The sequence below is a fragment of the Sphingobium algorifonticola genome (genome assembly GCF_004005485.1).
Lineage (GTDB): Bacteria > Pseudomonadota > Alphaproteobacteria > Sphingomonadales > Sphingomonadaceae > Sphingobium > Sphingobium algorifonticola.
The window spans coordinates 146,254-160,194 of the sequence record NZ_RZUL01000002.1; the positions used below are offsets into that span (position 1 = coordinate 146,254).

The following is a 13,941-nucleotide window of genomic DNA, read 5'->3' on the forward strand; positions in this document are numbered from 1 at the left end:
GATCTGTACCTGCGCCTCAAATCCCTCGGGCGCGCCATATGCGGCCCGCCATAATGACGCAAGTGCGAACGCGCAAGCACCGCTTGCGTCTATCCAGATGAGAGCCTAAGCGCCTACGCGCCTATGGACGCATTTCCCCTTCCTGCGCAGCGCCTGGTCGCCGAAATGGCGGAAAAGGCCGCGCGTGACCCATCCCGCGCCATTGCCTATCAGGGCGCGCCGGGGGCCAATTCGCATCTGGCCGCGCTCGGCTATGCGCCCGATTGCATTCCCTTGCCCTGCTTCGCGTTCGAAGATGCGATCGACGCCGTGCGCGAGGGGCGCGCCGACCGGGCGATCATCCCGATCGAAAACTCCCTGCACGGGCGCGTCGCGGACATGCATTTTCTGCTCCCGGAATCCGGCCTGCATATCGTCGACGAATATTTCCTGCGCATCCGCCACTGCCTGATGGCGGTGAGCGACACGCCGGTCACCAGTGCGATCAGCCATCCGCAGGCGCTTGGCCAGTGCCGCCATTATCTGCGTGCGCAGGGCATCCAGCCGGTCAGCTATGCCGACACCGCAGGCGCCGCCGCGCTGGTGGCGGAGCGGCAGGAGGAAGGGGCGGCCGCCATTGCGCCTTATCTCGCGGCCGAAACCTACGGCCTGCGGCTGATCGCGGAAAACATCGAGGACAGCGACGACAATATGACGCGCTTCGTCGTGCTGGCGCGCGAACCGCATGTGCCCGATGGCGACGGGCCGGTGATGACGACGTTCCTGTTCGAAGTGCGCAACGTCGCCGCCTCGCTCTATAAGGCGCTGGGCGGCTTTGCGACCAACGGCGTCAACATGACCAAGCTGGAAAGCTATCAGCGCGGCGCGAGCTTCGCCATGACGGAGTTCTTCGCCGATATCGAGGGCATGCCCGGCACGCCGGCCATCGACCGCGCGCTGGAAGAGCTGACGTTCCACACCAAATGGGTGCGCATATTGGGCAGTTATCGGCAGGCGCGACCGCGCAGCTGATCCGTGCCGTCGCGATTGGCTATGGCCGCAGCCAGTATCAGCGCGGCCGTTCCTTCAGCCATGCGCGCGCCTCGTCTTCGGTTGCGAACAGGGCGCTATTGCCCGGCGCATCCTGAACAACCCGCTTGATCTGCAACCGGATCAGGGCGCTCGACACGACAATCGCGACATGGCGCACACCCAGGATGTGGAGCCGCGCAATCCCGTGTTCCAGCATGTCCGTCAAGGCAGCAGGCAAAAGCTCGGCACATATGACAAGGAGATTGCAGGTGCCGGTTTGCCGCATCATCGTGACGATCGCGTCCGTCAATTCCTTTTGCTCGCGCTCAAGCTGGTGAACATCCGTGACCGGAACGGTATGCAGGCGTACAAGATTGTCATGTGTTTCCAGTGTTATCATGACTAATGCGCCGCGCCCCAGCTGGGCCCTGTGCCGATCTCCACGCCCAGCGGCACGGACAGTTTCACCATCGGTTCCGCCGCCCCTTCCATGACCGTGCGGATGACGGCGCTGGCCGCCTCGACATCGCCTTCGGGCAGTTCGAACACCAGTTCGTCGTGCACCTGCAACAGCATCTTCACCCGGTCCAGCCCGGCCGCTTCCAGCGCAGGGCCCATCCGCACCATGGCGCGTTTGATGATGTCGGCGCTGGTCCCCTGAATCGGGGCGTTGATCGCCGCGCGCTCCGCCCCCTGCCGCTCATGCTGGAGCGGGGCGGTGATGCGCGGGAACCAGGTTTTCCGGCCGAACAGGGTTTCGGTATAGCCTTGCGCGCGGGCCTTTTCGATCGTCTCGTTGATATAGACGCTGATGCCGGGGAAGCGTTCGTAATAGCGGCTGATCATGTCCTGCGCTTCGTCCGCGCCAATCTCCAGCCGGGCGGCGAGGCCCCAGCGGCTGATGCCGTAGAGGATGGCGAAGTTGATCGTCTTCGCCCGGCCGCGCGTGTCGCGATTGACTGTGCCGAACAATTCCTGCGCCGTGCGGTTGTGAATATCCTCGCCTGCCGCGAACGCCTCGCGCAGGGCGGGCACGTCGGCCATATGCGCGGCAAGGCGCAGCTCGATCTGGCTATAGTCGGCCGCAAGGATGACATTGCCCGGCTCGGCAATGAAAGCATGGCGGATCTGCCGCCCCGTCTCCGTGCGGATCGGGATGTTCTGAAGGTTGGGATCGGTGGAGGACAGCCGCCCGGTCTGCGCGCCGGTCAGCGAATAGCTGGTGTGGACGCGGCCGGTCACCGGGTTGATCTGCGCCTGTAGCGCATCGGTATAGGTCGACTTCAGCTTCGACAATTGGCGCCAGTCGAGCACCTTGCCGGAAATCTCCGACCCTTCGGCCTTCAGCTTCTCCAGGATGGTGACGTCGGTGGAATAGGCACCCGACTTGCCTTTCTTGCCGCCTTTCAGGCCCAGTTTGTCGAAGAGGATCGCGCCGAGCTGCTGCGTGCTGCCGATGGCGAAGGGCTGGCCGGCGAGCGCGTGGATTTCGGTTTCCAGCGCGGCGATGCCGTCGGCAAACTCGCCCGACAGGCGGGAGAGATGATCGCGATCGACCTTGATGCCGGTGCGTTCCATGGTCGCGATCACCGGCACCAAAGGCCGGTCGACCAGTTCGTAGACGCGCGTCGCCCCTTCCTGATGCAGCCGCGGCTTGAAGATGGTCCACAGGCGCAGGGTGACGTCGGCATCCTCGGCGGCATAGGCGGTCGCCTTGTCCAGCGGCACTTCGGCAAAGCTGATCTGGTTCTTGCCGCTGCCAACCACATCCTTGAACGCGATGCATATATGATCGAGGTGCACCCGCGCGGCCTCGTCCATGCCATGCCCGGCCAGGCTCTTGCCCGCGTCGAGATCGAAGCTCATCACGATCGTATCATCGAACGGGGCGATCGTGATGCCGTGGCGGGCCAGCACCGTCATGTCATATTTCAGATTCTGGCCGACCTTCAGCACGCTGTCATCGGCCAGCAGCGGCCGGAGCTTTTCAATCACCGTGTCGAGTGGCAGCTGCTCGGGCTTTTCGGCGAACATGTCCGTTCCGCCATGGCCGACGGGGATGTAGCAGGCGGCATTCGGCCCGGTCGCCAGGCTGATGCCGACAAGGCGGGCGCTGGTGCTGTCGAGGCTGTCGGTTTCGGTGTCGATGGCGACGATGCCTTCGCCGTGCGCGGCGGCAATCCAGCGGTCCAGCGCGTCGGCCGTCACCACCGTTTCATAGGCGCTGCGGTCGATCGGCGCGACGGGCGCGGCGACCGGGGACGCCATGGGCGGGGCTGGCGCGGCCGCGGCATCCTGCGTCAATGATGTCGGGGCAACCTTTGCCGCGCCACCACTCAGCCGGTTCAGCAGCGCCTTGAACCCCTGATGCTCCAGGAAGGCGCGCAGCGGTGCTTCCGGTATGCCTTTCAGTGTCAGCGCGTCGAGCGGCTCGGGCAACGCCATATCGCTTTTCAATTCGACCAGCCGCCGGGAGAGTCGCGCCATCTCGCTATGTTCGATCAGATTGTCGCGCATCTTCGAAGGCTTCATGTCGGGCGCGGCGGCGAGCACCTTTTCCAGGTCGCCATATTCGGTAATGAGTTTCGCGGCGGTTTTCGGGCCGATGCCGGGAACGCCGGGGACATTGTCCACGCTGTCGCCCATCAGCGCCAGCACATCGCCAAGCTGTTCGGGAGCCACACCGAACTTGCCCATCACATAATCCGGGCCGCGCCGCTCGTTCTTCATCGTGTCGTACATGTCGACGCCGGGCTGGATGAGCTGCATCAGATCCTTGTCGGAACTGACAATGGTGACATGCCATCCCGCCGCGATCGCCGCCCGTGTGTAGGTGGCGATGATGTCGTCCGCCTCGAACCCGGCTTCCTCGATGCAGGGGAGGGAAAAGGCGCGGGTGGCGTCCCGGATCATCGGAAATTGCGGCACCAGGTCTTCGGGCGGCGGCGGGCGGTGCGCCTTGTACTGGTCGTACATGTCGTTGCGGAACGTGTGGCTGCCCTTGTCCAGGATGACGGCCATATGCGTCGGGCCCTCGGCCGCGCCCAACTCCGCCGCCAGCTTCCACAGCATCGCAGTATAGCCATAGACCGCGCCGACCGGCTGCCCCTGCGGATTGGTGAGCGGGGGAAGCTGATGATAGGCGCGAAAGATATAACCGCTGCCATCGACGAGGTAGAGATGATTCTGGGACATGGGGAGGGGATAGCGCAGTGGCCTTCGCAACATAAGCCCCATCAGACTTGCCTTTACGACGCATCCACTTTTACAAGTGAGAGATGCCTATCCGTGAACATCCAAAACTCGGTACGCTATTGTTATGTGATTTCAGCAGCGGTTTTCATGTTCCTGAAATGACAAAACGTAGGCCGGTTATTGTTATCAGCCCGAAAATAGCCAATCGGCCGCATTTATGCACTATCGTTGCGCTCAGTCAGACGGCACCCAATCCCATTATGCCTTATCATTGTCAGATCGACCTTCATCCGGCGCTGCCGCATCCTTATGAAAATAAGGGCGTTTGGGTTAAGGGGGATATGGTCAACGCAGTAGGTTTCCATCGTCTCGATTTTGTCCGTATCGGACACTATCCTGACGGCAAGCGCAGATACTTATATGATCCTCAATCAATTGAAAATATACAGAAAGTTAGGCAGTGTGTGCTGCGCGCGTTGAACCTTTCAACCTTGACAAAGTATCTGTGATTATCTATGTCCTGTGACGCTAGCGGCTCTCCTTGATGGATCCGCGTCTAAGACCCTTACGGGCCATCGGTTGTTAGCGATCGCAAGCTGGCAGCCGATGTAGAGCAGCAAAACAGTTCAAATCTATCGCCGGTCGTGGTTTTCCGCCACCGCCCGCGCCACCGACTGCATCAGCTCCCACCGCTTCGGGATGGGTTCGGTCGTGCTGCCGATAAAGACTGCAACGGCATAGCTGGTGCCATCCGGCGCGGTCATGATGCCGATGTCGTTATAACCGGTCGAGCGCGGCGGCAGATCCTGCCCCGTGCCGGTCTTGTGCATATAGGTCCAGCCCGCAGGCACCCCGCCCTTGATCCGCTGCGGCCCGGTCTTCGCCTGCGCCATCGTCGCCAGCAGCAGTTGCGTGGATGCGGGGGACAGCATTTCGCCGCGCTTCAGCTTCGCCAGCGCCATCACAACCGCACTGGGCGCCGCACCATCGGGCGGATTGGCAAGATAGGTATCGAGCGCCTTCTCGCGCAGGCTGCGGGGCAGATTGGCGCGCGCGGTGTAGAAATTGCGACCCTGCGCATAGCTCTGGTTCCAACTCAGCCCTGCGGTCGCGCTTTGCAGCAGCCGTTCTCCGGGGCCGAAACGCACATTGCCGACAAACCGCCGTGCCAGAAAGCTGCGCACTGCCTCCGGCCCGCCGACCTTGCGCAGCACGACGTCGTTCGCGGTATTGTCGCTTTGCGTCATGGCCCGGTTCATCAGGCTGGACAGCGTGGTGCTGTAGCCATCCCGTCCGATCAGGCTGGCCAGCGGCTGATGGAACAGCGTCATGTCGTCGCGCCGTACGGTCACGCTGTCGGACAGCGAAAGCTTGCCGCGATCGACGGCATCGAGAAGCGTCATCGCCACCCACAATTTGGAAACGCTCTGCTGCGGGAACAGGGCCGTGCCGTTCCATGCGACGGTCCAATCGGCATCGACTCGGCGCACCGCGATGCCGACTTGGCCGTTGAAGCCGCGACCAAGCGACTGGATGATGCTCAAAAGCGCAGGCGAGGGGGTGCTGCGCGGATCATAATCGGGGATGCGTGTCGGCGGATTGGCGACGGGTCGGGCCGCGGGCGTTGCGGTACGCGGCACGATCACCGTATTGCGCTGCGCAAGGGGGGGGGTGCGCGAAACCGTTGGCTGCGCGCTGCTGACGCAGGCCCCCAGCGCCGTCATCAGCAGGCTCAGCGCCACGCGTCGCCGCGCGCGCGCCGCGCGGTCGGCAGGACCAGTGCGCCGGATCGTCATCTGCACCTAAAACACTCTTTTGCCCGCATAATACCCAAGCCGACTGTCGATGGCGCGCCCGGTGAAAGGCAAGGCCGATGCGGTGGATGATTCCATAGCTGCGATGTAAGGAAGGTTAACGGGACATTCGCTCTTGGGAAAGGCGCTCTTTGCGCGGGGCGGCAGCGATCATGGCGGCCTCGCGGGCCTGCGCCCCGGCGATCAGTGCGGGTATCAGCGCCGCCTCCGGCAAGTTGCGCCAATATTTTTTGGGCATTTCGGACAGCATCGCCCCCACCTTCAACCGCGCGGGGTTGAAGATCGCGCTGTAATAGCCTTTCCACAAATCCTCGACCGGATCGCCATCCGGCGCGTCGCTGCGGTTCGCGCCCGGCCCTTCGCGCAAGATGCCGTCCGCCCAGTGGATGCTTGTTGCGGGCGTCAGGATCGACCAGCGCATATTGGGAAAGCGGCGCACGAAGAAACCGGCGTTGGCGCGCACGATGTGATGGTCCGGCTCGAACCAGGCCACGAAATGCCGCTCCGCGTCGTCGCCGTTGCCGATCTCGCGAAAGCGCACGAATGCCCGCATCTTGTGTTTGTCGCGGCGGACCGCCTGCGCCAGTGCCTCGACGCGGCGCACCAGCGGATCGGCCTTGTCATGCAGGGCATGGGGCGCGCGTCGCGTCCGCAGCAGCAGCATGTACAACAGCGCGAAGCGTGCAGGATCGCTGTGGAGCAACGCGGTTTGCGCCAGATCGAGAAACGCGCGGGATATTGCGAAGGGCGCGGCATCGGCGCTTTCCGAGCCGTCCATGTCCGGCCTGCCAGCGCCCGAAAATGCTTCGGCGAACAAATCGTCGGCGGACCCCGATCCCGCCGTTTCGACGGACCAGATGATGCGCTCCGGTGGCACATCGGCGCGCGCCAAACGGCGGGCAGCCGCGCGCCAGCCTTCGAAATCGTCGGGCGCATCAAGCTTTATCTGATACATGCCGCATGACCGCCAGGGAAGGTCGCGGCGGCAGGCGCAGCCGTCAGCCGAACAGGGTGCGGCAGATCATCGCAACAGGCACCCAGAGAAACGGCGCGCCGATGGAGGCGATCCACAAAATCGCGCGATCCTCCCGAAACAGGCGGTTCAGCGTGTCGCGGGGCTGCGCCGACGCGGCAAAGGCGACCCAGCGCGCCTCCAGACCGCGCGCGGCCATGGCGAAACCGCCGATCGCGAAGAAAATCCCCAGATGCATCAGCAACGATCCGCCCAGTCGGGCCACCACGCCAATCTGTAGCACGGCGAACACCACCAGCGCCCCCGCCAGATGGCTGCTCATGCGTGTTGCATAGTCGATGACGGGCCGATCGCCCGATCGCGTCGCAAAAATGGATGCCACCGCAAACCCCCTTGCCGGTTGAACCATGACGCAGAGTTTCATGACGCGCAGGCCAAATCAACCGAAAATTGCCGAAACCGGCAATCATGCCCCAAACAGGTCCAACTGACGCGGTGGCGGCGTGACCCGCGGCCGTAAGTCCGCCCGGTCCGCCAGCGCGACCGGACGCCAGTCTGCGGCGATCAGGAACGGCCGCACCTTGGCCACCGAAGTGGTCAGCCGCCCCACATCCTCCAGCCGCAGACTGCGCCAGCGGCGGCTGTGCAGGATGGCGTTGACGGCCTTCACGCCCAGGCCGGGCACCCGCAACAGCATCGTCCGTGGGGCGCGGTTGACGTCCACCGGGAAACTGTCGCGATGCTTGAGCGCCCAGGCGAGCTTCGGATCGATGTCGAGCGGCAGATTGCCGGTGTCGGCGTCGGTGGCATTGCCGACATCCTGCGCCGAAAAGCCGTAGAAGCGCATCAGCCAGTCGGACTGGTACAACCGATGTTCGCGGATGAGCGGCGGGCGCGAAAGCGGCAGCACCGCGCTGGCCGCAGGGATCGGCGAAAAGGCGCTGTAATAAACGCGCCGCAGCCCGAAACGGCCATAGAGGCTGCTGGCCCGGTCGATGATCGTCCGGTCGTTCGCTGCGTCCGCGCCCACGATCATCTGTGTCGACTGGCCGCCGGGCGCGAAGCGCGGCGCCTTGCGATACCGTTTGCGGGCGTCGGCGCTGTCGATCATCTCGGCCTGCATGCGGCCCATCGCCCCCTCAATCCGCGCGCTGCTCTTTTCGGGCGCGAGCCGCGTCAGCCCGGCCTGCGTCGGCAGCTCGACGTTGATCGATATCCGGTCGGCATGCAGTCCCGCTTCCCGGATCAGGTCCGGGTCGGCATCGGGAATGGTTTTCAGATGGATATAGCCGCGAAAGCCATGGTCTTCCCGCAGGCTGCGCGCCACCGCGACCAGCCGTTCCATCGTATAGTCCGGCGAGCGGATGATGCCGGAGGAGAGGAACAGACCCTCGATATAATTGCGGCGACAAAAGGCCAGCGTGAGGTCAACCACTTCCTCCACCGAAAAACGGGCGCGGCGCACGTTGCTGCTCTTGCGGTTGATGCAGTAATGACAGTCGAACACGCAGCTGTTGGTCAGCAATATCTTCAGCAGCGAAATGCAGCGCCCGTCAGGCGCATAAGCGTGGCAGATGCCCATGCCTTCGGTCGATCCGATGCCGCCTTTGGCACCGCGCGTGCTTTGTCGCTTGGCGGTCCCGGACGAAGCGCAGGACGCATCATATTTGGCCGCGTCCGCCAGGATTTCGAGTTTCTGCCGGGTGTCGAGCCATGCCATATGTTCTTTTTATGTTCCGGCGGCACGGCTGTCCAGACTTTTCACGAAGGCACCCTTGGCGGGGCAGGCGCGGCCTAGCCCTGATCGGCGTAGGCAATCTGCAATATGCCCCAGTGGCGACCGCGAACATGGATCGATCCGATGACCTGCTTGAGCAGGATCACGCTGCCGTCCGCCACCGGACGGCGATAGGCCTTGATGCAGAAGGGCTGACGCGTCTTCACCTGCTCACGGGTATCGAGATGGTCGAAAATCTGGCCCGCGCGGGCATGCTCGGCATTCCAGGCCGGATCATTGGGGCGCGGTGGCAGCGACCGCTCCGGCATGGCGACGCCGCCCCAGCTGTTGCGATCGGTGCAGGTCATGCCGAAAAATCCCGGCAAGGCCCTTGCCTGTTCCTGAAAGGGGCGGGCCGCCGCGGTAATGAGCGGCTGAATGGGATGTGTGAACAGCGGCGGCTGGCTGTTGGCGACGGCGGTATAGTCTTCGCTGAACAGCGCCGCTTCGGTGATGCGCCCTTCGGCAAGATCGCGCTCAAGCTGCGCGGCAATCCCTTCCGCAGCGGTCAGCGCCAAGCGGATATAGGGCGAATCGGCAATTTCAACGCCGCTCTCGGCCAGATATTGCAGCAGGATATTGGTATCGTCGCTGACTGACGTGACGCGCTGCGACAGGCGATGCAGGCCGTCGGCATTGTCCGTCGATGTCGTGGCCAGCGCGTCCAGCCCGGCATGGATCTGATCGACCGAGCCGACCATCGATCCGACGCGGTTGGCGACAGCGTCGCTATGATCGGAAAGGCCGCGTATCAACGTGGCGAGCCGCGCAACCAGCGCCTCGATATCGCGGGTGCCCTTGTGCGCCGATTTCGCCTTTTGCACGCCATCGTCGATCTGGCCGAGCATGCCGTCGGCTTCGCCGGTCAGCGCGCGGATAGACACTTCGATCGTCTTTGTGGCGGCGGCGGTTTCCTGGGCCAGTTTCTTCACTTCGCTGGCGACGACGGCAAAGCCGCGTCCTGCGTCACCGGCGCGCGCCGCCTCGATCGTCGCGTTCAGCGCCAGCAGGTTGGTCTGGCTGGCAATGCCGCTGATGATGCTGGTGACATGGGCCACCGTGGCCAGCGCCTCGGTAAAGCCGCCCAGACTGTCGTGGATGCGGCTGACCTGTGCGATCATGTCGACGACATTGACGGTCGCTTCGGTCAATTGCCGACTGGAATCGTCGATCATTGCGCTGGCGGCACGTGCCTTGTGCTGGGCATCATTGGCTGCATCGGACACGTCCTGCCCGTCCACGGCGAGGCGCACGGCTTCGCTGCCGATCGATTCGATCGTGGCCGCCTGCGCGGTGACGCGGCCCGCAAGTTCTGCGATGTCGGCCTGAAGGTCGAGCGTGCGGATGCCGAGGTCGCCGGAAAGCCGCGCGGCTTTCTCGATCGTCCGGTCAATTCCTGTCGTAAGCGCGGCATGAGGCATGCCATCGTGCGTAATGCCTTATGGTTAACAAAGGATCATCCTTGTTACATTAATGTTTCGGTGTCCCGTTCGGCGCGCGGGTGGCGGCAATGGCGGGTGCGGGGCGACCCATCGTCCAATTGGCCTGCATGCGCACCTTCGGATTGGGCGCACACCATATCTCGCCACTGGCGCTGATCGCTGTTACCCAGATGAGGTTATGCTCCTGCCCGTAATCGATGACGCCAAAGACATAGCCAGCGCCCTTGTCCTCGATAGTGACGGGTATGGGCGGATCGAGACGTGTGAAGGTCATGAAAGGCTCCCTGAATGACGATCGAGAACCGCCGGAGGGAAAGCTCGGGTCCTGTAATGCGCGGCATAATCATGCTGCTCTGTATCAATATGGCCGGCATGGCATCGCCGGTGCTGGCACAGCCCGGCGCGGATGATGCTTCGGCCTGGGTGCGCTTCGATGCGCGCCGTGACACAGGCGCGGATGCGCAGGGGCTGGCCGATCGAACGACCGGTCGAACGCTGCGGCCTGACGATCCTGTGCGGATCGCCTCGATCTCGAAGCTGGCGGTGGCGATGGCGGTGATGCGGCTGGTCGAGCGCGATGTGCTCGATCTCGATCGCGACGTGTCCGCCGTTCTGGGCTGGCGGCTGCGCAATCCGGCCTATCCCGAAGCGCCGATCACGCTGCGCCAGTTGCTGTCGCATACTGCGGGTGTCCGCGACGGCATCGATTACGGCCTGCCGCTGGACGCTGACCTTGAACGCACCATGCAGGATGGCGCGGCCTGGGATGGCCGCTATGCGCCCGGCCACTATTTCACTTATTCCAACCTCAATTTCCCGATCGTTGCGGCCGTCATGGAAGCCGCGACCGGTGAACGCTTCGACCGGATCATGCAGCGGGAACTGTTCGGGCCGCTGCGGATCGACGCCTGCTTCAACTGGACGACCTGCACGCAACGCGCCATCCGCCGTGCGGTGGTGCTCTACCGGCCCGACGGCAGCGTGGCGCGGGACGACCTGCGCGGGGCAATGCCGCCATGCCCGGTCGTGCCCGCGCAGGATGGCGGCTGCGATCTGGCAAGCTATCGGCTAGGTCGCCAGGGGGCGGCGTTCAGCCCGCAAGGTGGCATGCGGATCAGCGCGCGGGGGCTGGCCCGCCTCGGCAGGGTGCTGGCGGGCCGTCACGCCGGGTTTCTGAAGGCGGAAAGCCTGGCGGAGATGGTGCGTCCGCAATGGCGCTATGACGGAACCAACGGCGATACCGAACAGGGGCTGCACTGTGCCTATGGCCTGGCGGTGATGATATTGGCGATGCCCGGACGCCCCGCGGCCTGCCGCGATGATCCTTTCGGTGATGGTCGCCTGCGCATCGGCCATAGCGGGGAAGCCTACAGCCTGCGGTCAGGCCTGTGGGTCGATCCGGTAACGGGAAAGGGCGTCGCCTTCTACGCCACGGCGCTTCCGGCGGACACACCCAATGGCCGCTCGGCGTTCAGGGCGGTGTCCGAGGCGATGATCGCGAAGGCCCGCTGACCTTCAGGCCCCCTGCAGCAATTTCTCCCGCGCGATCTTGTCCCGCCATACCAGCGGGGCGAGGTGGTGGACGCTTTGCCCGTCGGCATCGACAGCGACGGTAACCGGCATATCCTGCACTTCGAACTCGTAGATCGCTTCCATGCCGAGATCGTGGAAGCCGACGACTTTTGAACCTTTGATCGCCTTGGCCACCAGATAGGCCGCGCCGCCGACGGCCATCAGATAGGCGCTCTTGTGGTCGCGGATCGCCTCGATCGCCATGGGGCCGCGCTCCGCCTTGCCGACCATCGCCAGCAGGCCCTGTTCCAACATCATCCGCGTGAACTTGTCCATCCGGGTTGCCGTGGTCGGGCCGGCGGGGCCAACGATTTCCTCGCCCACCGGATCGACCGGGCCGACATAATAAATGACGCGGCCTGCAAACTCGACCGGCAGCGGCTCGCCTGCATCGAGCATCGCCTTGATCCGGGCGTGTGCCGCATCGCGCCCGGTCAGCATCTTGCCGTTGAGGAGCAGGCGGTCGCCATGTTTCCAGCCTTGCACCACTTCGGGCGTCAGCCTGTCCAGATCGACCCGGATCGCCGTCTTGTCCGGTGTCCAGTTGACGTCGGGCCATGCGGCCAGATTGGGCTGCTCGAGATAGGCAGGGCCGCTTCCATCCAGCGTGAAATGTGCGTGGCGGGTGGCGGCGCAATTGGGGATCATGGCGACCGGCTTGCCCGCGGCATGGCAGGGCGCGTCCATGATCTTCACGTCGAGGATGGTGGAAAGGCCGCCCAGCCCCTGCGCGCCGATGCCCAGCGCATTCACCTTGTCGAAAATCTCGATGCGCAGCGCCTCGATATCGTTCTGCGGCCCGCGCGCCTTCAGCGGTCCCATGTCGATCGGGTCCATCAGCGCCTGCTTGGCGAGCAGCATGCAATGTTCCGCCGTGCCGCCGATGCCGATGCCGAGCATGCCCGGCGGGCACCAGCCCGCGCCCATCTGCGGGATCATCTCCAGCACCCAGTCGACGATCGAATCGCTCGGGTTCATCATCTTGAACTTGGACTTGTTTTCGCTGCCGCCACCCTTGGCGGCCACGTCCACGGTCACGGTCGCGCCCGGCACCATTTCGACATGCAGGACGGACGGCGTGTTGTCCTTCGTATTGCGGCGGGTGAAGGCAGGATCGGCCAGCACGGAGGCCCGCAGCTTGTTTTCGGGATGCAGATAGGCCCGGCGCACCCCCTCGTCGACGATGGCCTGAAGCGACTGCGACGTATCGTCGAGGCGGCAGTCCATGCCCCATTTGACGAATATGTTGACGATGCCGGTATCCTGACAGATCGGCCGGTGCCCTTCCGCGCACATCCGGCTGTTGGTCAGGATCTGGGCGATCGCGTCCTTGGCAGCGGGCGACTGTTCCGCGGCATAGGCGTCGCCAAGCGCGCGGATATAATCCATCGGATGATAGTAGCTGATGAACTGAAGCGCGTCGGCGACGCTTTCGATAAGGTCGGCACGGCTGATCGTGACGGTCATGGTGCTGGCTCCCCGCTCTGCTGCACAGTCGCGCCCGGCTATAGCGCCAAGGCCGAAGCTGTCCATAGCCCGCCCGATCACCAGGGCCGGCGGACCTTCCGGGCATGGACAGGATCGCGACGATGCGGCATAACCGGCCTAGCCATACTGAAGGTTCGATCATGAAATCCCTGACCGATCATCTTGCCAATTATGCCGCCTATCATCGAGATCCGCGCAACATCGCGACGCATCTGGTGGGCGTACCGATCATTGTAGTCGCGCTGGAGGCGCTGCTGTCGCGGCCCGCGCTGCCGTTGGCCGGACTGCCGCTGACGCCCGCCATCGTCCTGTCCGCGCTTGTCGCCGCATTCTATCTGCGGCTCGACCTGCGGTTCGGGCTGGCGATGACGGCATTCTACGCGCTGGCCTGGCTGGCCGGTCACGCGCTGGCCGCGCTTCCGACGCCGCTGTGGCTCGCCTGCGGTATCGGCCTGTTCGTCGTCGGGTGGATCATCCAGTTTGTCGGCCATCATTATGAAGGGCGCAAACCGGCTTTTCTGGACGATATTGCCGGACTGATCATCGGTCCGTTGTTCATCGTTGCTGAAGCCGCGTTCTGGCTGGGGCTGCGACCCATGTTGCGTGACGATGTGGAGGCGATCGCCGGGCCGACAAGGCGGCGGACACCGGCCGCGGCCTGACGCCGCG

12 protein-coding genes and 1 pseudogene are annotated in these 13,941 nt (G+C 64.0%); 4 read left to right on the plus strand and 9 right to left on the minus strand.

Features of this window, described 5'->3' with window-relative positions; translation table 11 throughout:
- The first annotated feature begins 123 nt into the window (after window positions 1-123).
- Window positions 124-1,011 (plus strand): prephenate dehydratase, encoded by an 888-nt coding sequence (locus ENE74_RS05745; protein WP_127689775.1) that lies wholly within the window; start codon window positions 124-126, stop codon window positions 1,009-1,011.
- A 37-nt stretch (window positions 1,012-1,048) separates the two neighbouring features.
- Here the strand turns inward: ENE74_RS05745 and ENE74_RS05750 are convergent, their stop codons facing one another.
- Window positions 1,049-1,411, minus strand: a complete 363-nt coding sequence (locus ENE74_RS05750) for a SpoIIAA family protein (protein ID WP_127689777.1) — start codon at window positions 1,409-1,411, stop codon at window positions 1,049-1,051.
- A gap of 2 nt (window positions 1,412-1,413) precedes the next feature.
- Window positions 1,414-4,206: a DNA polymerase I gene (gene polA, locus ENE74_RS05755; RefSeq protein ID WP_127689779.1), complete on the minus strand. Its 2,793-nt coding sequence runs from the start codon at window positions 4,204-4,206 to the stop codon at window positions 1,414-1,416.
- Between the two features lie 83 nt (window positions 4,207-4,289).
- Between polA and ENE74_RS05760 the strand changes: the two genes are divergently transcribed.
- Entirely contained in the window at window positions 4,290-4,715 is a 426-nt protein-coding gene (locus ENE74_RS05760; protein WP_127689781.1) for a type II toxin-antitoxin system PemK/MazF family toxin, read from the plus strand.
- A gap of 123 nt (window positions 4,716-4,838) precedes the next feature.
- Here ENE74_RS05760 and ENE74_RS05765 read toward each other — a convergent pair whose 3' ends face one another.
- From ENE74_RS05765 to ENE74_RS05790, 6 genes and pseudogenes are all read right to left on the minus strand, one after another.
- Complete coding sequence (locus ENE74_RS05765) at window positions 4,839-6,002, minus strand: serine hydrolase (RefSeq protein WP_127690553.1); 1,164 nt, start codon at window positions 6,000-6,002, stop codon at window positions 4,839-4,841.
- 151 nt (window positions 6,003-6,153) lie between these two features.
- A pseudogene (locus tag ENE74_RS05770) lies at window positions 6,154-6,975 on the minus strand (TIGR03915 family putative DNA repair protein); the annotation flags it as partial.
- 43 nt (window positions 6,976-7,018) lie between these two features.
- Window positions 7,019-7,375 carry a hypothetical protein gene (locus ENE74_RS05775; protein WP_241241853.1) on the minus strand — a complete coding sequence of 119 codons (357 nt, stop codon included), beginning with the start codon at window positions 7,373-7,375 and terminating at the stop codon, window positions 7,019-7,021.
- 84 nt (window positions 7,376-7,459) lie between these two features.
- Window positions 7,460-8,713 (minus strand): putative DNA modification/repair radical SAM protein, encoded by a 1,254-nt coding sequence (locus tag ENE74_RS05780; protein WP_127689785.1) that lies wholly within the window; start codon window positions 8,711-8,713, stop codon window positions 7,460-7,462.
- A gap of 74 nt (window positions 8,714-8,787) precedes the next feature.
- The gene (locus tag ENE74_RS05785; RefSeq protein ID WP_127689787.1) at window positions 8,788-10,191 is read right to left on the minus strand and encodes a methyl-accepting chemotaxis protein; all 1,404 of its coding nucleotides are present in this window, start codon (window positions 10,189-10,191) and stop codon (window positions 8,788-8,790) included.
- A gap of 49 nt (window positions 10,192-10,240) precedes the next feature.
- Entirely contained in the window at window positions 10,241-10,486 is a 246-nt protein-coding gene (locus tag ENE74_RS05790; protein WP_127689789.1) for a hypothetical protein, read from the minus strand.
- 56 nt (window positions 10,487-10,542) lie between these two features.
- On the opposite strand from ENE74_RS05790, the gene ENE74_RS05795 reads away from it, so the two are divergent.
- The gene (locus ENE74_RS05795) at window positions 10,543-11,724 is read left to right on the plus strand and encodes a serine hydrolase domain-containing protein (RefSeq protein ID WP_127689791.1); all 1,182 of its coding nucleotides are present in this window, start codon (window positions 10,543-10,545) and stop codon (window positions 11,722-11,724) included.
- Window positions 11,725-11,727: 3 nt separating this feature from the next.
- On the opposite strand, the gene ENE74_RS05800 is transcribed toward ENE74_RS05795, so the two are convergent.
- Window positions 11,728-13,251 carry a fumarate hydratase gene (locus tag ENE74_RS05800; RefSeq protein ID WP_127689793.1) on the minus strand — a complete coding sequence of 508 codons (1,524 nt, stop codon included), beginning with the start codon at window positions 13,249-13,251 and terminating at the stop codon, window positions 11,728-11,730.
- A 161-nt stretch (window positions 13,252-13,412) separates the two neighbouring features.
- Here ENE74_RS05800 and ENE74_RS05805 point away from each other — a divergent pair, with 161 nt between their 5' ends.
- Entirely contained in the window at window positions 13,413-13,934 is a 522-nt protein-coding gene (locus ENE74_RS05805) for an Mpo1 family 2-hydroxy fatty acid dioxygenase (protein WP_127689795.1), read from the plus strand.
- Window positions 13,935-13,941: the final 7 nt, after the last annotated feature.